Below are 19,945 nucleotides of genomic sequence, written 5' to 3' on the forward strand. Positions count from 1 at the left end.
CATCTTGCAAGGTCAACGTATCGGCTACGTCCGCGTCAGCAGCTTCGACCAGAATCCTGATCGACAACTGGAACAAATAGAAGTCGGCAAGGTATTCACCGATAAGGCTTCAGGCAAGGACACACAACGTCCCGAACTTGAAAGGCTGCTGGCCTTCGTCCGCGAGGGCGACACCGTGGTGGTGCATAGCATGGACAGGTTGGCACGCAACCTTGATGACCTGCGCCGCATCGTCCAAGGGCTGACACAACGGGGCGTGCGCATGGAGTTCGTCAAAGAAGGGCTGACGTTCACCGGCGAGGACTCACCGATGGCCAATCTGATGCTGTCGGTCATGGGAGCCTTTGCTGAGTTCGAGCGCGCCCTGATCCGCGAACGTCAGCGCGAGGGAATCGTGCTGGCCAAGCAGCGCGGTGCCTACCGGGGACGAAAGAAATCGCTGAACAGCGAACAAATTGCCGAGTTGAAACGGCGAGTTGCGGCAGGCGACCAAAAAACCTTGGTGGCCCGTGACTTCGGCATCAGCCGCGAAACCTTGTACCAGTACCTGCGGGAAGACTGACCATGCCACGCCGCTCAATCCTGTCCGCCACCGAGCGCGAAAGTCTGCTGGCACTGCCAGATGCCAAAGACGAACTGATACGGCACTACACGTTCAACGAAACCGACCTGTCGGTGATCCGTCAGCGTCGCGGCGCCGCGAATCGATTGGGCTTCGCCGTGCAGCTTTGCTACTTGCGATTCCCTGGCATCTTCTTGGGCGTCGATGAACCTCCATTTCCGCCCCTGCTGCGCATGGTGGCCGCACAACTCAAGGTGCCGGTGGAAAGCTGGAACGATTACGGCCAGCGCGAGCAGACACGGCGGGAGCACTTGGTCGAGCTGCAAACGGTGTTTGGATTCAAGCCCTTCACCATGAGTCACTACCGGCAAGCAGTGCATACATTGACCGAACTGGCCTTGTAAACAGACAAAGGCATTGTGCTGGCCAGCACCCTTGTTGAAAACCTGCGGCGGCAGAGCATCATCCTACCCGCCATGAATGCCATCGAGCGCGCAAGCGCCGAGGCCATTACCCGTGCCAACCGGAGCATCCATGCGGCATTGGCCGATTCCTTGATACCTGTCCATCGCCAGCGCCTGGACGAACTGCTCAAGCGCAAGGATGGTAGCAAAATGACGTGGCTAGCGTGGCTGCGCCAATCGCCCGCCAAGCCGAACTCGCGCCACATGCTTGAACACATCGAACGCCTCAAAGCCTGGCAGGCGCTTGACTTACCTGCTGGCATCGAACGGCAGGTACACCAAAACCGCTTGCTCAAGATCGCCCGCGAGGGCGGCCAGATGACGCCCGCCGACCTGGCCAAGTTCGAGTCGCAGCGGCGTTACGCCACCTTGGTAGCACTGGCCATCGAGGGCATGGCCACCGTCACTGATGAAATCATCGACCTTCACGACCGCATCATCGGCAAGCTGTTCAATGCGGCCAAGAACAAGCATCAACAGCAGTTCCAGGCTTCCGGCAAGGCGATCAACGACAAGGTGCGGATGTATGGGCGCATCGGTCAGGCGCTGATTGAAGCCAAACAAAGCGGCGGCGATCCGTTCGCCGCCATCGAAGCGGTCATGCCGTGGGACACCTTCGCCGCCAGCGTCACCGAGGCGCAAACGCTGGCGCGGCCTGCCGATTTTGATTTCCTGCACCATATCGGCGAGAGTTACGCCACGCTGCGCCGCTATGCGCCGCAGTTCCTGGACGTGCTCAAACTGCGCGCCGCGCCCACCGCCAAGGGTGTGCTCGATGCCATCGACGTGCTGCGCGGCATGAACAGCGACAGCGCGCGCAAGGTGCCCGCCGATGCGCCAACCGCATTCATCAAGCCGCGCTGGGCAAAGCTGGTTCTGACCGACGAGGGTATTGACCGGCGTTACTACGAGTTATGCGCCCTGTCGGAGCTGAAGAACGCACTGCGCTCTGGTGATGTTTGGGTGCAGGGTTCGCGCCAGTTCAAGGACTTCGACGAATACCTGGTGCCGATCGAGAAGTTCGCCACCCTGAAGCTGGCCAGCGAATTGCCACTGGCCGTGGCCACCGACTGCGACCAATATCTGCATGACCGACTGGAATTATTGGAGGCGCAACTCGCCACAGTCAACCGCATGGCGGCGACCAACGACTTACCGGATGCCATCATCACCACTGCATCGGGCCTGAAGATCACGCCGCTGGACGCAGCGGTGCCAGACGCCGCGCAAGCCTTGATTGACCAGTCGGCGATGTTGCTGCCGCACCTCAAGATCACCGAGTTGCTGATGGAGGTCGATGAATGGACGGGCTTCACGCGCCACTTCACACACCTGAAGACCGGCGACACGGCCAAGGACAAAACCTTGCTGATGACGACGATTCTGGCTGATGGTATCAATCTTGGGCTCACCAAGATGGCCGAGTCCTGCCCTGGCACCACCTACGCCAAGCTGTCTTGGCTGCAAGCCTGGCACGTTCGCGACGAAACCTATTCGACGGCGCTGGCCGAGCTGGTGAACGCACAGTTTCGACAACCCTTCGCCGGAAACTGGGGCGACGGCACCACGTCATCGTCGGACGGCCAGAACTTCCGAACCGGCAGCAAGGCAGAGAGCACCGGGCATATCAATCCGAAGTATGGAAGTAGCCCTGGGCGGACGTTCTATACCCATATCTCCGACCAATACGCGCCCTTCAGCGCCAAGGTGGTCAACGTCGGCTTGCGCGACTCGACCTATGTGCTCGATGGCCTGCTGTACCACGAGTCTGACTTGCGTATCGAGGAACACTACACCGACACGGCGGGCTTCACCGATCATGTGTTCGGCCTGATGCACTTTCTGGGATTCCGGTTCGCGCCGCGCATCCGCGACCTGGGCGACACCAAGCTGTTCATTCCCAAGGGCGATACTGCCTACGATGCACTCAAGCCGATGATTAGCAGCGACAGGCTGAACATCAAGGCTATTCGCGCTCATTGGGATGAAATCCTACGGCTGGCCACTTCGATCAAGCAGGGCACGGTGACGTGCCTCGCTGATGCTGCGCAAGCTCGGCAGCTATCCGCGCCAAAACGGCTTGGCCGTCGCCCTGCGCGAGCTGGGGCGCATCGAGCGCACGCTGTTCATTCTGGATTGGCTGCAAAGCGTGGAGCTGCGCCGCCGCGTCCATGCGGGGCTGAATAAGGGCGAGGCGCGCAACGCGCTGGCCAGGGCGGTCTTCTTCTACCGATTGGGTGAAATCCGCGACCGCAGTTTTGAGCAGCAGCGCTACCGGGCCAGCGGCCTCAATCTGGTGACGGCGGCCATCGTGTTGTGGAACACGGTCTATCTGGAGCGTGCCACCAGTGCTTTGCGTGCCCACGGCAAGGCGCTGGACGACACGTTGCTGCAATATCTGTCACCGCTGGGGTGGGAGCATATCAACCTGACCGGCGATTACCTATGGCGCAGCAGTGCCAAGGTCGGTGCGGGGAAGTTCAGGCCATTGCGACCGCTGCCACCGGCTTAGCGTGCTTTATTTTCCGTTTTCTGAGACGACCTCTAGCAGGTCAGAACGCCAATGTCTTCACGCCGGGCTTGAGCAGATGGGCTGCCACATCTGCAGGTTTGGCTGCCGTGACACCCGCCAGCAGGTCCGTCGGCTGCTTGCCGGTGTTGGGCAGGTACAGCGCGCAGACTTCCACCTTCGCGCCACCTTTGATAATCCCTTGCAGCATTTGCTGCGGCGTGACGTTGCGGGGCTTGAGGGTTGGCTGAGCTTTGCCGTCTTGGCTGCTCAAGGCGATGTCGCCGGCCGCGTCACAGAGCAACACCCGTACCGATGCTTTCTGTTCGAGGGCCTGACCTGCCAGCACCAGGCCGGCTCCCTGGGCCATGGGACTTGATGAATGGATCGACACAAAGAGTTCCTCGGCTTGGGCGGCTGTGGCCGCGCAGGCGAGCGCGAGGGCGAGTGCGATGGACTTTTTCATAGGAAGGCTCCTTGGTTGGAAGAAACACGCACGGGCACCCCGTCAAGGCGGGGCAATGCCCAGGCTGCGGCGCAGCGATGCCGCGTCGGGCAGGTATTCGATGGTTTGGACACGCTGTTGCTCCAGCGCAATCAGCGTGACCTCCTTAGGCTTTCGGGGCAGATGACTCGTGATTTCGGAGTTCTGGACCAAGCCGACTTGGAAGGGCAAATCACGCATCTTGGGAAGCGCAAACATGCGGGTCACCATCGCAGGCATGGCACTGATGTCCGCGATATAGACGAGCCGACGCTCAGCGAAAATGGATGGGTGCGGACGCAACGCACCGCTCACGATGTCGCTGGCCGTCTTGTCGGCCGCAAAAACGACAAAACGAGTGGACGCCTCGATGCTCACTTGGCGCTCGTGCTTGTCCACAACGCTCAGGGCTGGCAAGAGACTTCCCGGAGCCAAGGGCGCTGCCAATAGTGGGGTGGAGGCGCCTCCAACGACCACTGCGAGCAGGATCAGCGAGATCCGCCGGCGGGCGATACCTCTGTTGGCCTTCGCCAGCGGTCTGTGTGCATAGGGGATGGTTTGGGGATTCATCGGTACTGCCTGAGATAGTTCCACTCGAAGCCACGCTTGGCCCAATGGAATAAACGGGTCGAAGGCAGCAGTACATTGCGCTGCGGGGTGCGCCACACCAGAGTTCCATGATCGATCGCATCCACGATGCAGATCAGCTCGACACGGAACGTCTCGCTCGATGGGCGGCCGTCCAGGTCGGCAATCAGATTGGCTGCCGCGGCCTTCGCCTGCAGGTCCGCCATGTGGGCCTGCTTGGGCATCCAGTCCGGGCCAGGGAAGCTGCCCGAGTCGCCGACCACGACCACGCGCTCGAAGCCAGGCACCCGGCAATGCGCATCGGCCTGCACCAGGCCGCCTGGGGACCGAGGGAGCGTCGTTGCATCAAACCAGGTGTTGCCGGTCATGCCGGGCATGAAGAGGATCAGGTCCGCTGCGAACGATCCGCCTTCCGTCACAACCTGGTCAGCCTCGAACCGCACCAGCTTGTGGCCCAGGTGGGTCCGGATGCCTCGCCGTTCCATTTCTCGGAGCAGGTGCTTCACCGTCTTCATGCCGAGACGGTTGCCGGGCTCGGAGGACGGGTTGAAGAAAACGAGATCGAAGTGCTGGCGCCGGCCCTCCCGTTTGAGCTGCTCATCGATGCCGAACAGGAACTCGAACATCGGGCCGCCGCGCACCGCACTGGGCTCATTCGGATTTCCCGCGAAGCCGACGGCGATCGTGCCGCCGGTCATTTCGCGCAGTCGATCGCGGATGCGTTCTGCCGCTGAGATGCCTTCGCAGGGTGTGATGGCATGCTCGATGCCGGGCAGCTTCTTGATGAAGCGCCCGCCGGTGGCGAGAACCAGGCCGTCGTTGACGACATCGCCGGTGCTCGTCTGCACGGTGCGGCCGTTATCGGCGAGGCCCGTGACTTCGGCCGGGACAAAGCGCACGCGCTGGCGCTGCAGAAAGCCGTCCAACGGCACGATCAGATCCTCACGGCGGCGCAAGCCGCTCGGGATCCAGATGATGCCTGGAAGGTAGTGCAGTTCCGGGCGCGGTGCGACCAGCGTGATCTGCGCCGCGGGATCACGGCGCCGCAGTTCGCGGATCGTCGACAGGCCGGCAAAGCCCGCACCCAGGACCACAATGTGTCGGGGATTCTGCGCGGTCGTCATGGCAGTGCGTTCGAGGCGTCCCCTGCAAGATCAGCAGGCACCGGGGGCAACGCGGTGAACCTCGCGCCGGACAGGGATATGGATTGCGACACGGTTGGATTCCCTCTCAGGCCGACTCGTCGCCGATGACGATACGTGCGTCGCTCAGAAAACGGTGTGGCGGGATTTCTAGATTGGTGGGTGCCGGCTTGTTCTTGAACACCCGACCGGCGAGGTCGAAGGTCGAGCCGTGGCAGGGGCAGAAGAACCCCCCTTGCCAGTCTTCGCCAACGCTCGGGTTGGAAGTGCCCGCAGCCACCGCGCTGGGAGAACACCCGAGATGGGTGCAGATCCCGATGGCAACGAATAGGTCTTGTCGCTCGGAGCGGCCGGGATTGCGCAGGGCTTCCGGCAAGGCATCCTTGCTGGAGTTGGGGTCGGCGAGCTTGTCGTCCTGCCCGCTGAGTGCGGCGATCATTTCCGGCGTGCGTCGCATGATCCATACGGGCTTGCCCCGCCATTCGACCGTCTTCAATCCGCCGGGCGGGATGTCCGCCAGGTCGACTTCGACCGCCGCGCCCGCTGCTCTTGCCCGTTCACTGGGCGCGAAACTAGAGACGAAGGGGATGGCGGTCGCCGCGGCCGCAACACCGCCGGCCGCAGTCGTGGCGATCAGCCATGCGCGGCGCTCAGGATCCATGGCGCTGGAAGGAGGAAGGGCAAGGTCGCTCATGTCGGGCTCCTGGTGCGCGGCTGACGATGCAACCGCATAGGGGCTGAGGGCTGGTCCGGTGGCCGGTGCGCCAAAGCGCTTGCGCGGCACAGGCTGAACCGGACACCGGACACCGGCCGCAGGCTGGACGGCGGTTCGACGCGAGAGCGCAGATGACGCGCCCAGCCTCCTCCGGCAGCCCAGATCCCACGACGCGGGGCTGCGGCCTTTCGGTCGCAGCGGCGGACTTAAAGGCTCTTCGTCGAGAAGTACCAGTCCGTGGTCTTGTAGCCTTCGCCCATACGCTGCTTGATGGCGTCGGGACTCTTGGGTGGGGGAACGATCACATCGCATCCCGGCGTCCACCCCTCGGGGGTCGCCACCTGGTTGGCGTCGCTCGTTTGCATGGCCGTGAGCAGGCGCACGAACTCGTCGATCGAGCGGCCGTTGCTCATGGGGTAATACACCATGGCGCGCAGGATGCCGTTCGGATCGATGAAGAACGTCGCGCGCACGGCCTGCGTGTCGGCTGCGCCCGGGTGCACCATTCCATAGGCACGGGCCACGTCCATCTTGATGTCCTCGATGATCGGGAAGCTGATCTCGACGCCGAACTTCTCCTGGATGTTCTGCGTCCAGGCCAGGTGCGAGTACAGGCTGTCGATGGACAGGCCGATCAGTTCGCAGTTCATGCCGCGGAACGTGTCGGCGGCCTTCTGGAAGCCGATGAACTCGGTGGTGCAGACCGGCGTGAAGTCAGCCGGGTGCGAGAACAGGATCAACCACTTGCCCTTGTAGTCCGCCAGGCTGCGCTCGCCGTGGGTGGTCTTGGCCTTGAAGTCCGGGGCAGGTTCGTTGAGACGGGGGAAGGCGACAGGTGCGATGTCTTGCATGATGACCTCTTCAGTTGAAGGTTGTGTGTCGAAGTGACCATCATATATTAGTTGATTCTAAATTAGAAGATATTGAAATAAAAGTATTGAAGTCATTGTTGTCGCCTATCAAGGAGCAACGATGTAGCGGGCAGACAGCCAGGAGTGCACACCAAGCCTGGGGGCGCAGGACCGAGTAGGGGCGGCAGCACGGCCGGCCAAGCGCCGAGGAGACCTCGGCATGTTGACGTGCGGTGACAAGCAGGATGAAACCTGTCTAGGCCTGGGCTGCGGCAGTCTCCTCCGTTCACCCGCGCGGGCGGTCTGCGATCGATGGCGGCAGACCCAGCTCAGTGCGCTTTGGTTCGCCTGTGTGGGGCTCCGGCGAAGGCGGCCTGCGCCTTCGCCTTGCGCTCGAACTGCCTGGCGATGTTGCCGCAGACCAGGTCGCACAAGGAATAAACGGACTTGTCCGCGATGCTGTAGATGGCGCTGTTTCCGCGGCTTTCGCGTGCCACCAGACCGTGCTGGGTCAGCAGCGTCAAGTGCCGCGAGATGTTGGCCGAGCTGTAGCCACACAACTGGGCGAGTTCGCCCACGCTGCGCTCCTGCTTGCGCAGCAGGTTGAGGATCTGCAGCCGCGTTGGCTCGGACAGCGCCTGGAAGTACGCCGCCACCTGTTCCAGCGCCTCGTCGGGAAGGTCTTCCATATGTGTTGAGCATGCCAAGGATAGATGGGTAGACATGATGCCTCGGATCTTGATGATCTGCTTGTCTGTGAGCATCATGGTACTTGACTATTTAGCTATGTGCGCAAATAATGACTGAAATTTCTTCGCACTCGACAGCGCTCCTAACAGAAAGTGCCCTCCATGCGCCACACCAGCTACACCCTTTGCATCGCGGCTTTCGCCTTGATGGCGAGCCTGACTGCCTCCGCCCAGACGCCGCCCCAGCCGTTGAAGGCTACCGCGGCAGTGGCCACTGCGGGCACGACGACTTCGGCCTTCGATGGCGTCGTCGAAGCTGTTCGCCAGACGGTGATCGCGGCGCAGGTGCCCGGTGCGGTCATCCAGTTGGATGTCAAAGTAGGCGATCGTGTGAAAGCGGGCCAGGTGCTGCTGCGCATCGACGCCCGGGCGGCTGAGCAGAATGCCGCCGCCAGCGATGCCCAGGTGCAGGCAGCACGGTCATCCCTGGATCTGGCGACGAAGGACTTTGAGCGTCAGCAGCGGCTGTTCCAGAAGAACTACATCAGCCAGGCGGCCATGGAGCGCGCCGAGTCGGCTTACAAGTCGGCCCAAGCCCAGGCCAATGCGCTGCTCGCGCAGGCCAGTGCGTCGCGCACGCAGAGCGGCTACCACGTCGTGCGCGCACCCTTCGCGGGTGTGGTGTCCGAAGTGCCGGTATCCCTGGGCGACATGGCCATGCCTGGCCGGCCTCTGCTCACCCTGTATGACCCGACGGCTCTGCGCGTCACGGCGGCTGTGCCGCAGTCGGTGACGGCGCGCATGCCGGCCGATCCGAAGCTGCGCATCGAACTGCCCGGCCTGTCGGCGGCGAGTGCATGGGTGGTCCCTGGAAAGGTCCAACTGCTGCCCACCGTCGATGCAGCGACGCACACTGTGCAGTTGCGTGCCGAACTGCCTGGTGGCGTGGGCGCTACCGTCGCGCCCGGCATGTTCGCGCGGCTGTGGCTGCCGCTGGCACGCAGCGATGCCCCCGGTACAGCGCCAGGCGCTCTCCTGTCCGTGCCCGTGGAAGCCATCGTGCGTCGCGCCGAACTCACCGGCTTGTATGTACTGAATCCGCAAGGCAAACCCGTACTGCGCCAAGTCCGCCTCGGGCGGGCCACCGATGGCCGCGTCGAGATCCTGTCCGGACTGATGCCCGGTGAGCAGGTCGTGACCGATCCGCAATCCGCCGCGCGCGTGCGTTGAGGCCGGTCATGACGAAAACACGATCCACCACTACCGGCGCGCCTGCCATGGGCGTTTCGGGCCGCATCGCCGCCTTTTTCCAGCGGGCACAGATTACGCCACTGCTGGCACTGCTCGCGCTGTTGCTCGGCCTGTTCGCCGTGGGCGTGACCCCACGCGAAGAGGAGCCGCAGATCAACGTCACGATGGCGAATGTGCTGATCCCCTTCCCGGGGGCTGCGGTGCGCGACGTGGAACAGATGGTGGCCGTGCCGGCAGAGCAGGTGCTGAGCCAGATCCTGGACGTCGAGCATGTGATGTCGGTGTCCCGTCCTGGTCTGGCCGTGCTGACCGTCCAGTTCAAGGTCGGCGTGACCCGCACCGAGGCGCTGGTGCGGCTGTACGACACGGTGAATTCGAACGCCGACTGGCTGCCCAAGGGGCTTGGTGTGCTCGAACCGATCATCAAGCCCAAGGGCATCGATGATGTGCCAATCGTTACGTTGACGCTGTTCAGCGAGAACGCGCAGACCGGCGCATTCGACCTGGAGCGTGTCGCGCACAGTGTCGAGGCGGACCTCAAGCGTGTGCCCGGCACCCGCGAAGTGACCACGATCGGTGGCCCGGGCCGAGCGGTGATGGTGCAAATCGACCCGGTGCGCATGAGCGGCGTCGGCGTCACGGTGCCGGAGGTGCGGCAGGCGCTGCTGTCGGCCAATCTGGGGCTTCCGGTGGGTGAGCTGATCGCAGGCAACCGTTCGGTGGCCATCGAGTCCGGGCCTTTCCTGCGCCACGCCCACGAGGTAGCCGATCTGGTGGTCGGCGTGCGGGCCGGCAAGCCGGTCTTTCTGCGGGAGGTGGCACAGGTTCGTGACGGTCCGCTTCCACCCAGCCGCTATGTCTGGCATGGCGTTGCCGGCAAGGACGGCGCCGCGTCGGTCGAGCATCCGGCGGTCACGATCGCGGTGACGAAGAAGGCGGGTGAGAACGCCATCGACGTGGCCAACGCCGTGATGAAGCGGGTGGAAGGTCTGCGCAACACCATCATCCCCGGCGATGTCCAGGTGGCGGAAACGCGCAACTACGGCGCCTCCGCCAACGACAAGGCGCAGACCCTGATGAAGAAGCTGCTGTTCGCCACCGCGTCGGTGGTGGCGCTGGTTTTCTTCGCGCTCGGCCGGCGCGAGGCGGCCATCGTCGGCAGCGCGGTGGTGCTGACGCTGACGGTGACCTTGTTCGCATCCTGGGCCTGGGGCTTCACGCTCAACCGCGTGTCGCTGTTCGCGCTGATCTTCTCGATCGGCATCCTGGTGGACGACGCCATCGTCGTGGTCGAGAACATCCATCGGCACCAGCAGCTCTACCCCGGCAAGTCGCTGGCGGCGATCATCCCGGGTGCGGTGGACGAAGTGGGAGGGCCGACCATCCTGGCGACGCTGACCGTGATCGCCGCGTTGCTGCCCATGGCCTTCGTGACTGGCTTGATGGGCCCGTACATGAGCCCGATCCCGATCAATGCCAGCATGGGCATGCTGTTGTCCCTGGCCATCGCCTTCGTCGTCACGCCCTGGCTGGCTCGGCTGTGGATGAAGGCGGTACCGGCTGCTGCGCATGGCGACGGCGGGCCGCACACGGCGACCCACTCCGGCCTGGCCGCGAAGATCGCGCCGGTCTTTGAGCGGATCTTCCGCCCACTGCTGGACGAGCGGCGTGGCTCGCGCAACCGCAGCCTGCTGGGCCTGGGGGTCGCGCTGCTGATCGCTGCATCGCTGGCGCTGCCGGCCACCGGCTTGGTGCTGCTGAAGATGCTGCCCTTCGACAACAAGTCGGAGTTCCAGGTCATCGTCGACATGCCGGCCGGCACGCCGGTCGAGCAGACGGCCGCGGTGCTGCACGAACTGGGTGGCTATCTGGCGACGGTTCCCGAGGTCACCGATTACCAGGCCTATGCCGGTACGGCCGCGCCGATCAACTTCAACGGCCTGGTGCGCCAATACTATTTGCGCGCTGGCGGCAACGTCGGCGACCTGCAGGTCAATCTGGTCGACAGGACGGCACGCAAGGACCAGAGCCATGCCATCGCGACACGCGTGCGGCCCGAACTGCAGAAAATCGGGGAGCGCTTCGGCGCCAACGTCAAGGTGGTCGAGGTGCCGCCGGGCCCGCCGGTGCTCTCTCCCATCGTGGCGGAGATCTATGGCCCGGATGCGGCCGGTCGGCATCAGGTCGCCAAGGCCGTGCGCGCCGTGTTCGAGCGCACGCCCGGCGTGGTGGACGTGGACGACAGCAGCATCGCTGCGGCACCGAAGACGATGCTGCTGGTGGACAGGCAGAAGGCCTCCATGCTCGGCGTGCCGCAGCAGGCCATCGTCACCACGCTGCGCGCCGGACTGGCCGGCGAGGCCACGGCCTTTCTGCATGACGAGACCAAGTACCCGGCCGCCGCGGTGCTGCAATTGCCGCCCGAGCAGCACGGCGACCCGAACGCCCTGCTGCAGCTCACGGTACGCAGCGCCGATGGGAAGCCGGTGCCTATCCGTGAACTCGTCACCCTGAGCGACCAGGTGAGCGAGCAGCCGATCTATCACAAGGATCTGTTGCCGGTGAACTTCGTCGTGGCCGACATGGCCGGCGCGCTCGACAGCCCGCTCTACGGCATGTTCCAGATGCGTGGGGAACTCACCAAGATCGCCACGCCCGGCGGTGGGACGCTGCAGGAGTATTTCATCCGCCAGCCTGATGACGCTTACCGCGACTACGCGCTGAAGTGGGATGGCGAGTGGCAGGTGACCTACGAAACATTCCGCGACATGGGCCTGGCCTATGGCGTTGGCCTCGTGCTGATCTACCTGCTGGTGGTGGCGCAGTTCGGGTCCTACCTAACACCGTTGATCATCATGGCGCCGATCCCCTTGACCATCATCGGCGTGATGCCAGGCCACGCCGTGCTGGGCGCGCAGTACACCGCCACCAGCATGATTGGAATGATCGCGCTCGCCGGCATCATCGTGCGCAACTCCATCCTGCTGGTGGACTTCATCAACCTGCAGGTGCGCGAAGGCGTGGAGTTCAAGCAGGCCATCGTGCGCTCCGCCATCACGCGCGCGCAGCCCATCGTGCTGACCGGGCTGGCTGCCATGTTGGGCGCCTTCTTCATCCTCGACGACCCGATCTTCAACGGCCTGGCGATCTCGCTGATCTTCGGCATTTTCGTCTCAACCGTGCTGACGCTGGTCGTAATTCCGATCCTCTACTTCATCGCGTACCGGAACCGGCTGGACGCGATCGTGGGCCGCGAAGAGCCCGATGAAACCGTCACGTCGACCCCCGCAACCCTGTCCACTCAAGGAGAAACTCCATGACTTCCTGGCAACTCGTTCGCGTCATCGCAGGCACCTTCATCCTGCTGTCACTGGCCCTGGGCATCCCTGGCAGCCCGATCTTCGTCAATCAATGGTGGCTGGCCTTCACCGCCTTCGTCGGGGTGAACCTGCTGCAAAGCGGGCTGACCAAGTGGTGCCTGATGGAAGCCATTCTGCGCAAGCTCGGCATGCGCCAGGGAGCCTGATCATGCATGTCGGCTGCCCCGCCTGCGGGACGATCAATCGCGTCCCCGACGAACGCCCGTCCGGCGAGCCGGTCTGTGGTCGTTGCGGCGCTGAACTGATGGCGGCCACGCCCGCATCGCTGAGCGATGCGACCTTCGAGCGCTACATCACGCGCACCGATCCGCCGGTGTTGGTGGACTTCTGGGCGAGCTGGTGCGGCCCCTGCAAGATGATGGCACCGCATTTCGACGATGCGGCTGCGAAGCTCCCCGATGTGCGTTTCGCCAAGCTCGACATCGATGCCAATCCGCAGGCCGTGGCGGCCAGCGCCATTCGCAGCGTCCCAACGCTCATCCTGTATCGCGCCGGCAAGGAGCTAGCGCGCCACTCGGGGGCGATGGTCGCAGGCGACCTGGTGCGCTGGGTCCGCAAATACCTCACGCAGAAGGGATGAAGTCCATGAAGAAGCGCATGTCAAAGGCTTTGAGGATCTCGTTGCTGGCTGCGCCCCTGTATTGCCAGACGCAAGTGGCGATGGCCGCAGGGCTCATGGAGGCTTGGCAAGCGGCGACGCAGAACGACAAGGAATACGCTGTCGCCCGCGCGGCCCATGCAGCAGCCCAGCCGCGCCGTGACCAGGCCGCGGCGCTGTGGAGACCGACCGTCGGCGTGGTTGGTTCAGTAGGGGTAGCCACGAACGAGTCCGAAACGCGAGGTGCGCAGTTCAGCGCCCCTGGGTTCGGACAATCCAGTGGCGTAGGCTTCAGCACCTCCGTGACCAACGGCACCGCCTCGCGCTGGGCTATAGCAGCGACGCAGCCGCTCTACAACCCGAAGCGGCGCGCCGAACAACAGCAGCTTTCCACCTCAGCCGACCTGGCAGATCTTCAATGGCGGGTAGCAGGACAGACGCTGATGCTCCGCACGGTGGAGCGCTATCTTGATCTGGCCCTTGCCGAGGAAGCCGTGCGCGTACATCGGCAGCAACTCGATGCCGTCGAGAAGGCGGCGGTCGAAGCGCAGGACCGCTTCAAGCTTGGGGATGCCCCCATTACCGATACCCATGAGGCAGGTGCACGCCTCGCGGCACTGCGCGCACAGGTACTGGCGGCCGAGAGCGACGTGCTGGTCAAGCGCAATCTGCTGGCGAACACCACAGGATTGTCTCTCGGTGCTCTGGCGGCCCGCCTTCCTGGCCGCGGCGCAGGACAGACATCACCGCTACAGCCGATGGATTTCTGGCTGAATGAGGCGCAGTCGGGCAATCCAGAAATTCGTACCCAACTGCTGGCGGCCGATGTCGCAAGGCAAGAGGCGACGAAGTACGGCCGGAGTTCGTCCGCCACCGTCGATCTAGTTGCCCAGGTGGGACGTGATCGACTGAGCGGCAGTGGCGATTTCGGGTCGGCCAGCAACACGGGCACGAACCGGATGATCGGCATCCAGTTCTCGATGCCGCTTTTCACCGGCGGATACCGCAGCGCCAAGGAAGAAGAGGCGCTGCGACTGGCGGAAAAGGCCGCAGCCGAGGTAGAGCGCACGCGAGAGCAAGTCGCGCAGCAGGTGCGCTTGGCCTGGCTGGGGCTGAGCGTTGGCGCCGAACGTGTCAGGGCGCTGGAACAGGCGCTCAGTGCCAGCCTGGCAAGGCTCGACGCCACGCGCCTGGGACGCGAGGTCGGCCAGCGCACCACGCTGGACCTTCTCAATGCCGAAAACGAATCCGCCACATCCAGCCTTGCGCTTGCGCAAGCTCGCATCGGTCTGTTGATGGACCGGCTGCGACTGGCCGCGCTGATCGGCCGCCTGGATGAGGCTGCTTTGCAAGTAGCCGATGGCGAACTTGCTGCGTCACCTTTGAACTGACACTGGAAATTGATCGCATGAATTGGTTAGCGAAGATTGTTGGGGCTTCTTGTTCCCGTTTTGGTCGATCGGCGGGTAAATCGGCCGCCGAAATGCTGTCGGCCGGCGCCGTCTTGGTTGACGTCCGCTCCGCCGGGGAGTTCGCTGCAGGGCACATCGAAGGAGCGCTGTGGCTACCGCTTGACCGTATCCACTTAGACATTGCGACCGCTGTGCCCACTCGGACCCAGCCTTTGATCCTGTATTGCCGCTCGGGCGCGCGCTCCCAACGTGCCTGCAAAATCGTTGAGCAGATGGGATATAGCCATGCGATCAACGGAGGCGGGGTGGGCGCACTTTCGAAGTTGTTGAACCGGCCGGTCGTTGGTGGGCAGTGACGCTGTTCATTCACGAACGGGTAGGCTGACGAGAGGAGCCAGGTATCGAGCTTTGGTAGGAGGCGACCAAGAGAACAGTAGCGGGCATCGATTTGAATCCGGCGGGTCGGATCGGCCGAACCAGAACAAGACGAACAAGGAGCACGCAATGGAACTGAGATTGCTGCGCTACTTCGTGGCAGTGGCCGAGGAACTGCACCTGGCGCGCGCAGCCGATCGGCTGGGCATCGATCAGTCGCCACTGTCGCGCGCGATGCGCGATCTCGAACAAGGGCTGGGTGTGGCGCTATTCGACCGCAGTAGCCGGCAGACGCGCCTGACCTGGGCCGGCCAAGTGCTGCTGGTGGAGTGCCGGCGCGTTCTCGCTACGCTGGACCAGGCGATCCAGGCTACCAAGGGCGCCGCGCAGGGGTACCAGAGCTACCTTCGCATCGCGATCTGCGACAGCCTGGCCCAGCCCAGGATCGCCGCGTTGCTCGCTCGCAACCGCGAGGAAGAGCCGGAACTGGAAATTCGCATCTTCGAGCTTCCGTTATCGCAGCAGCTCAAGGGCCTGCACACCGATCTACTGGACGTGGGCTTCGCGTTGTCGGGTTCGGTCAATGGCGGCCTAGTGGCCGAACCGGTGTGGACCGATCCACTTTCGGTGATCGTGTCGGCGCGCCACCCGCTGTTGGTCCACAAGGAGGTCAAGCTCGCCGACGCGCTGAAGTTTCCGGTGGTGTTGTGCCACCCGGACGCAGCCTCGGGCTGCCACGACCAGATCCAGGCGGTGCTCGATGGTGCGGCGCTGCCGCTGAAGGTGGTCGATCATGTCACCAGCTTGGGCGTGATGCTCACGCTGGTTGGGGCAGGATACGGGATCGGCTTTGCGATTGCCTCGCAGGTGGAGGCGCTGAACCGGCCGGACATTGCGACACGGCCGCTAGCGGGCACGCCACCGATGCTCTCGACCTACCTGGTGCGCCGTGGGGGCGAGCCCTCCGAGCCGTTGAAGCGGTTCATCAGTCGAGTGAAACGCTTGAACGCCCCGACACCTGACGAGGGCGGGGCCTGAGCGATCCTTGTCGGCTGTTGTTGGTCGCGGGCAGACACCGATGGACGCTGCGCGTTGACTAGCGTGCGCCGCTGGTACAATATGCGGTCATTTCCTGTGGAGCTAACAGGAAAAATCCGTTGCCAATCAACGGGTTGGCTGATTGGACTTGTTCCCTTCACCCGCTCCACTTCCCTCCCCAAATTCCACCAGCGGCCGCAACTGCAAGCGGCTCTCGAAGCGCCGCGCCTGCCCCGTCACCGGATCGGTGAATTCCAGCGCGCGGGCCAGGAGCTGCAGCGGGTTGGAATAGTCGCCCGGCGCCGGGTCGCGCACCTCCGGATAGAACCCATCGCCGCACAGCGGCAGCCCCAGCGCGGCCATGTGCACGCGCAGCTGGTGGCGCTTGCCGGTGACCGGCGCGAGGCGGTAGCGGGCCCAGGCGCCTGCGCGCTCCAGGAGGTCCATGCGGGTGATGGCGTTCGGCACGCCGGGGACCTCGTGCATGCGGAAGAACTGGGCGCTTTCCTCCAGACGGCTCTCATGGATGCGCGGGAACGCGAGGTCTGCCCGCCAGGGTGCGATGGCTTCGTAGACCTTGGCCACGTCACGCTCCCTGAACAGCGCCTGGTAGCGCCCGCGTGTGGACCTTTGCGTGGAAAACAGCACCAGCCCCGCCGTATCGCGGTCGATGCGGTGCACGGGCGAGAGTTCGCGCAGGCCCAGCCTGCGCTTGAGCCGCACGAGCAGCGTGTGCTGCAGGTAGCGGCCGCTGGGCACCACGGGCAGGAAGTGCGGCTTGTCGGCCACCAGGATGTGCTCGTCCTGGAACAGCACGCTCTCCTCGAAGGGAATGGCCGGCTCTTCGGGCAGTTCACGGTAGTAGTAGTAGCGCACGCCCGCAGCGAAGGGGGTGCCGGCCCGGGCGGGCACGCCGAATTCATCGACCACCTCGCCGGCCGCCATGCGGCGCAGCCAGTCCTCGCGCGGCACTGCCGGCAGGCGCTCCACGAGGAAATCCAGCAGCAGGCCCTGCCCCGCCGAAGGCAGGACGACGCAACTCGGGTTGACCCCGTCGCGCATGGGCAATACGCGGGGATCGTGGCTGTTGTGCATGGGGCCCGCATTGTAGTGACGCCCCCCGCCGCGGGCAGGTCAATCCGCCGGTGGCTGCGGGCTGCTGTCGGATCGGGGCTTGCGCGCACCGCAGGCAATGTCCGCCAGCCCGCGCACCGCGGCTTCGCGGGTGCGCCAATGGTCGCCGGGCAGGGGGATGTTGTGACCGTCCACCTGGGCCTGGGCGAAGTAATAGCGCTTGCCATCTCGGCTCAGGCACAGCGTGCCCGAATAGGTCGCACCGTCGGCCATGCCGAAGATGGTTTCCTGGGTCAGAGCGTCTGCTGCGCGCATGGCATGCCACCGGGGTCGGTCCATAAAGAAGTGACGAGAAGTCTGCTGCAACAAATGGTGTGCAGATGTAGGCCGACGGCGCATTTCGCCGGACAGGCCCCTGGGGCGACCATGTAGGACAAGCGCGGGAAACGCGGCATGGGTGCGCAAAGGCGGCACCGCGCCACTAGGATGTTCCACACCACCTCAACATCCGTACGCCCATGCCTGCATCCGCCTCGCCGCCCGCCTCCGCTCCAGCGCGCCGCCGCCGCGCATGGCGCTGGGCGGCAGGAACGCTGGGCGCGCTGCTCGCCCTGCTGGTGCTCGGCATCGTGGTGCTCACGTATTGGGACTGGAACCAGGCCAAGCCGTGGGTGGAACGCAAGGTTTCGGAAGCCACGGGACGCAGCTTCGCCATCGGCGGCGATCTGTCGGCCGAATGGCACTGGCCTCAGCCGCTCGAAAGCGGCTGGCAGCGCTGGGTGCCCGGCGTGACAGTGCGGGCCCAGCAGCTGTCGATGGGCAACCCCGAGGGTATGGAGGTGGCCGAAGCGCCCGCCAAGGCTTCCGACGGGCTGCCGCTGCTGCCCGCTCCGCCCCGGCCCAATGCGGACGGCGCGCAGGGTGCCGACGCGGATGCCAGCGCCCCGCCGCGCGATGCCCGCACCATGGGCACGATCGCCAACGCCAGCGCCACCCTGCGCCTGCTGCCCCTGCTCTCGCGCACCCTCATGCTCGACACCGTGGTGCTGGAGGCGCCCGACATCGTGCTGGCGCGCAAGGACGACGGCGGCAACAACTGGACGTTCCGCCGCCCCGACGTCCCCGCCGAAGACCGCACGCCGTGGCGCCTGCGCGTGGACCAGCTGGTGGTGCGCGAGGGATGGATCGGCTATGTGGACGGCATCAAGAACCTGGCGCTGCGCGCGCGCATCGACACCCTGGCGCCCGGCAACCCGGAGGCCGCACAGGGCCGCTACGGCGTGCGCGTCGCGCTGCAGGGCCGCTACGGCAAGGCGCCCATCGAGGGCCACGGCGTCGCCGGCCCGGTGCTGACGCTGCGCGAACGCACGGTCAACTACCCGCTGCGCCTGCAGGCCCGCACCGGCAGCGTGCAGGCCCAGGCGGAGGGCGTGCTGGCCAATCCTGCCGCGCTCTCGGGCATGGACCTGCAGGTGATGCTCAAGGGCGCCAGCATGGCCGACCTGTACGAGCTGACCGGCCTGGTGCTGCCCAACACGCCGCCGTTCCAGACCCGCGGCCGCCTCATCGGCAGCCTGGCGCCGGGCAAGGCGGTGTGGGAATACCGCGACTTCGACGGCACCGTGGGCAACAGCGACCTGCACGGCAGCTTGACCTATACCTCCGCGAAGCCCCGGCCCAAGCTGCAGGGGCACATGGTGTCCAAGCAGTTGCGGCTGGCCGACCTGGGGCCGGTGCTGGGCGCGCCCAGCGGCAAGCGGCCCCAGGAAAAGGGCACGGACAAGCGGCCCGGCAAGGTGCTGCCCGACGCGGCCTTCGCCACGGACCGCTGGAACGCGATGGACCTGGACCTGGCCTTCTCGGGCCAGAAGATCATCCGCCCCGAAAGCCTGCCGCTGGAGAACCTCAGCGTGCGTGCCGTGCTGGACGGAGGGCGGCTGCGGCTCACGCCGCTGCGCTTCGGCGTGGCGCACGGGCGCATCGATTCGGAAGTGGAGCTGGACGGACGCGCCAAGCCCCTCAAGGCCACGCTGCAGGGTTCGGTGAACGGCCTGCGGCTGTCCGCCCTCTTCCCCAAGGTGGAGCTGATGGAGAAAAGCCTGGGCCGCCTGGACGGTGGCCTGGCGCTGGCCGGCACCGGCAACTCGGTCGCCAAGCTGCTGGGCAGCAGCTCAGGGCAGGCGCGGGTCTACATCCGCGACGGCACGTTCAGCAAGCAGATGCTCGACCTGGCCGCGCTCAACCTGGGCAGCGTCGTGGTGGCCAAGCTGTTCGGGGAAAACAAGGAAGTGCAGCTGCGCTGCGCAGTGGCCGACCTGGCGGTGCAGGACGGCGTGGCGCGCACCCGCAACGTGAAGCTCAACACGGACGAAGCCATCGTCGAGGCCACGGGCCAGATCGACCTGGAGAGCGAGGGGCTGGACCTGCGCATCAAGCCGGAATCGCTGAAATGGAAGTTCTTCTCCCTGCGCACGCCGCTGTACGTGCGCGGCACCTTCGCCGATCCGCAGGTGGGCGTGGAGCCCGGCCCGCTGCTGCTGCGCGCCGGCGCGGCCGTGGCTGCAGCGGTCGTGGCGCCTGCCGCCCTGGCCCTGGTGCCGGTGACCGTGCCTGCAGCGGAAGACGATGCCAACTGCGCCACGCTGCTCGCAGGCAGCCCGCCAGCCGCCCCGGCAGGCAAAGGCAAATCACCTCGGAAATAGGCTCCAGCGCTTACAGGACAAGCGCGAGCAGCTACCGAAACAAAAGGCTCTGTCACAAATCTGTGTTGATGACCGGCACTCCGATGGCGTCGAGCAAGAGCTGGCGCGGCT

17 protein-coding genes and 1 pseudogene are annotated in these 19,945 nt (G+C 64.8%); 10 read left to right on the forward strand and 8 right to left on the reverse strand.

All coding sequences use genetic code 11. From position 1 onward, the window contains the following. The first annotated feature begins 4 nt into the window (after nt 1-4). Together AVS7_RS01045 and AVS7_RS01050 are read left to right on the forward strand one after the other, a co-directional pair. Nucleotides 5-562 carry a recombinase family protein gene (locus AVS7_RS01045; RefSeq protein WP_001162010.1) on the forward strand — a complete coding sequence of 186 codons (558 nt, stop codon included), beginning with the start codon at nt 5-7 and terminating at the stop codon, nt 560-562. A gap of 2 nt (nt 563-564) precedes the next feature. Next, a pseudogene (locus tag AVS7_RS01050) lies at nt 565-3,538 on the forward strand (Tn3 family transposase). 40 nt (nt 3,539-3,578) lie between these two features. Here the strand turns inward: AVS7_RS01050 and AVS7_RS01055 are convergent. The 6 genes from AVS7_RS01055 to AVS7_RS01080 form a co-directional block, all read right to left on the reverse strand. Then, entirely contained in the window at nt 3,579-4,001 is a 423-nt protein-coding gene (locus AVS7_RS01055) for a hypothetical protein (protein ID WP_020226651.1), read from the reverse strand. 42 nt (nt 4,002-4,043) lie between these two features. Next, nucleotides 4,044-4,589 (reverse strand): hypothetical protein, encoded by a 546-nt coding sequence (locus tag AVS7_RS01060; protein WP_020226652.1) that lies wholly within the window; start codon nt 4,587-4,589, stop codon nt 4,044-4,046. After that, nucleotides 4,586-5,731, reverse strand: coding sequence for an NAD(P)/FAD-dependent oxidoreductase (locus tag AVS7_RS01065; protein WP_024000745.1), 1,146 nt, complete (start codon nt 5,729-5,731; stop codon nt 4,586-4,588). The genes AVS7_RS01060 and AVS7_RS01065 overlap by 4 nt, the downstream gene beginning before the upstream one ends. Nucleotides 5,732-5,837: 106 nt before the next feature. After that, entirely contained in the window at nt 5,838-6,443 is a 606-nt protein-coding gene (gene petA / locus AVS7_RS01070) for a ubiquinol-cytochrome c reductase iron-sulfur subunit (protein WP_020226654.1), read from the reverse strand. Between the two features lie 227 nt (nt 6,444-6,670). After that, nucleotides 6,671-7,315: a peroxiredoxin gene (locus AVS7_RS01075; protein WP_020226655.1), complete on the reverse strand. Its 645-nt coding sequence runs from the start codon at nt 7,313-7,315 to the stop codon at nt 6,671-6,673. 329 nt (nt 7,316-7,644) lie between these two features. Further along, nucleotides 7,645-8,004: a metalloregulator ArsR/SmtB family transcription factor gene (locus AVS7_RS01080; protein ID WP_020226656.1), complete on the reverse strand. Its 360-nt coding sequence runs from the start codon at nt 8,002-8,004 to the stop codon at nt 7,645-7,647. A 162-nt stretch (nt 8,005-8,166) separates the two neighbouring features. Here AVS7_RS01080 and AVS7_RS01085 point away from each other — a divergent pair, with 162 nt between their 5' ends. From AVS7_RS01085 to AVS7_RS01115, 7 genes are all read left to right on the forward strand, one after another. Continuing rightward, the gene (locus AVS7_RS01085; RefSeq protein ID WP_020226657.1) at nt 8,167-9,234 is read left to right on the forward strand and encodes an efflux RND transporter periplasmic adaptor subunit; all 1,068 of its coding nucleotides are present in this window, start codon (nt 8,167-8,169) and stop codon (nt 9,232-9,234) included. An 8-nt stretch (nt 9,235-9,242) separates the two neighbouring features. Beyond that, on the forward strand, nt 9,243-12,575 hold the full coding sequence (locus tag AVS7_RS01090; protein WP_049696821.1) for an efflux RND transporter permease subunit: 3,333 nt from the start codon (nt 9,243-9,245) through the stop codon (nt 12,573-12,575). Next, the gene (locus AVS7_RS01095; RefSeq protein ID WP_020226659.1) at nt 12,572-12,781 is read left to right on the forward strand and encodes a DUF2892 domain-containing protein; all 210 of its coding nucleotides are present in this window, start codon (nt 12,572-12,574) and stop codon (nt 12,779-12,781) included. Before AVS7_RS01090 ends, AVS7_RS01095 begins: the two co-directional genes overlap by 4 nt. A 2-nt stretch (nt 12,782-12,783) precedes the next feature. After that, nucleotides 12,784-13,215: a thioredoxin gene (trxA, locus tag AVS7_RS01100; protein ID WP_024000747.1), complete on the forward strand. Its 432-nt coding sequence runs from the start codon at nt 12,784-12,786 to the stop codon at nt 13,213-13,215. Continuing rightward, complete coding sequence (locus tag AVS7_RS01105; protein ID WP_082176296.1) at nt 13,212-14,624, forward strand: TolC family protein; 1,413 nt, start codon at nt 13,212-13,214, stop codon at nt 14,622-14,624. The genes trxA and AVS7_RS01105 overlap by 4 nt, the downstream gene beginning before the upstream one ends. A gap of 17 nt (nt 14,625-14,641) precedes the next feature. Next, a complete protein-coding gene (locus tag AVS7_RS01110) occupies nt 14,642-15,001 on the forward strand; it encodes a rhodanese-like domain-containing protein (RefSeq protein ID WP_144425029.1) in 360 nt (119 codons plus the stop codon). A gap of 148 nt (nt 15,002-15,149) precedes the next feature. After that, entirely contained in the window at nt 15,150-16,058 is a 909-nt protein-coding gene (locus AVS7_RS01115; RefSeq protein WP_020226663.1) for a LysR family transcriptional regulator, read from the forward strand. A gap of 126 nt (nt 16,059-16,184) precedes the next feature. On the opposite strand, the gene AVS7_RS01120 is transcribed toward AVS7_RS01115, so the two are convergent. Then, complete coding sequence (locus AVS7_RS01120) at nt 16,185-17,153, reverse strand: RluA family pseudouridine synthase (RefSeq protein WP_020226664.1); 969 nt, start codon at nt 17,151-17,153, stop codon at nt 16,185-16,187. A 39-nt stretch (nt 17,154-17,192) separates the two neighbouring features. After that, a complete protein-coding gene (locus AVS7_RS01125; RefSeq protein WP_020226665.1) occupies nt 17,193-17,447 on the reverse strand; it encodes a hypothetical protein in 255 nt (84 codons plus the stop codon). 203 nt (nt 17,448-17,650) lie between these two features. On the opposite strand from AVS7_RS01125, the gene AVS7_RS01130 reads away from it, so the two are divergent. Beyond that, nucleotides 17,651-19,834, forward strand: coding sequence for an AsmA family protein (locus tag AVS7_RS01130; protein ID WP_020226666.1), 2,184 nt, complete (start codon nt 17,651-17,653; stop codon nt 19,832-19,834). Nucleotides 19,835-19,945 lie beyond the last annotated feature (111 nt).

Origin of the sequence: Acidovorax sp. MR-S7 (genome assembly GCF_000400995.2) — a bacterium.
Lineage (GTDB): Bacteria > Pseudomonadota > Gammaproteobacteria > Burkholderiales > Burkholderiaceae_C > MR-S7.

What these genes read in the sequence shown, in the direction of transcription:
- AVS7_RS01055 (WP_020226651.1), bottom strand. Translation starts at nt 4,001, where the DNA reads ATGAAAAAGTCCATCGCACTCGCCCTCGCGCTCGCCTGCGCGGCCACA.
- AVS7_RS01060 (WP_020226652.1), bottom strand. Translation starts at nt 4,589, where the DNA reads ATGAATCCCCAAACCATCCCCTATGCACACAGACCGCTGGCGAAGGCC.
- AVS7_RS01065 (WP_024000745.1), bottom strand. Translation starts at nt 5,731, where the DNA reads ATGACGACCGCGCAGAATCCCCGACACATTGTGGTCCTGGGTGCGGGC.
- petA (WP_020226654.1), bottom strand. Translation starts at nt 6,443, where the DNA reads ATGAGCGACCTTGCCCTTCCTCCTTCCAGCGCCATGGATCCTGAGCGC.
- AVS7_RS01075 (WP_020226655.1), bottom strand. Translation starts at nt 7,315, where the DNA reads ATGCAAGACATCGCACCTGTCGCCTTCCCCCGTCTCAACGAACCTGCC.
- AVS7_RS01080 (WP_020226656.1), bottom strand. Translation starts at nt 8,004, where the DNA reads ATGGAAGACCTTCCCGACGAGGCGCTGGAACAGGTGGCGGCGTACTTC.
- AVS7_RS01085 (WP_020226657.1), top strand. Translation starts at nt 8,167, where the DNA reads ATGCGCCACACCAGCTACACCCTTTGCATCGCGGCTTTCGCCTTGATG.
- AVS7_RS01090 (WP_049696821.1), top strand. Translation starts at nt 9,243, where the DNA reads ATGACGAAAACACGATCCACCACTACCGGCGCGCCTGCCATGGGCGTT.
- AVS7_RS01095 (WP_020226659.1), top strand. Translation starts at nt 12,572, where the DNA reads ATGACTTCCTGGCAACTCGTTCGCGTCATCGCAGGCACCTTCATCCTG.
- trxA (WP_024000747.1), top strand. Translation starts at nt 12,784, where the DNA reads ATGCATGTCGGCTGCCCCGCCTGCGGGACGATCAATCGCGTCCCCGAC.
- AVS7_RS01105 (WP_082176296.1), top strand. Translation starts at nt 13,212, where the DNA reads ATGAAGTCCATGAAGAAGCGCATGTCAAAGGCTTTGAGGATCTCGTTG.
- AVS7_RS01110 (WP_144425029.1), top strand. Translation starts at nt 14,642, where the DNA reads ATGAATTGGTTAGCGAAGATTGTTGGGGCTTCTTGTTCCCGTTTTGGT.
- AVS7_RS01115 (WP_020226663.1), top strand. Translation starts at nt 15,150, where the DNA reads ATGGAACTGAGATTGCTGCGCTACTTCGTGGCAGTGGCCGAGGAACTG.
- AVS7_RS01120 (WP_020226664.1), bottom strand. Translation starts at nt 17,153, where the DNA reads ATGCACAACAGCCACGATCCCCGCGTATTGCCCATGCGCGACGGGGTC.
- AVS7_RS01125 (WP_020226665.1), bottom strand. Translation starts at nt 17,447, where the DNA reads ATGCGCGCAGCAGACGCTCTGACCCAGGAAACCATCTTCGGCATGGCC.
- AVS7_RS01130 (WP_020226666.1), top strand. Translation starts at nt 17,651, where the DNA reads ATGCCTGCATCCGCCTCGCCGCCCGCCTCCGCTCCAGCGCGCCGCCGC.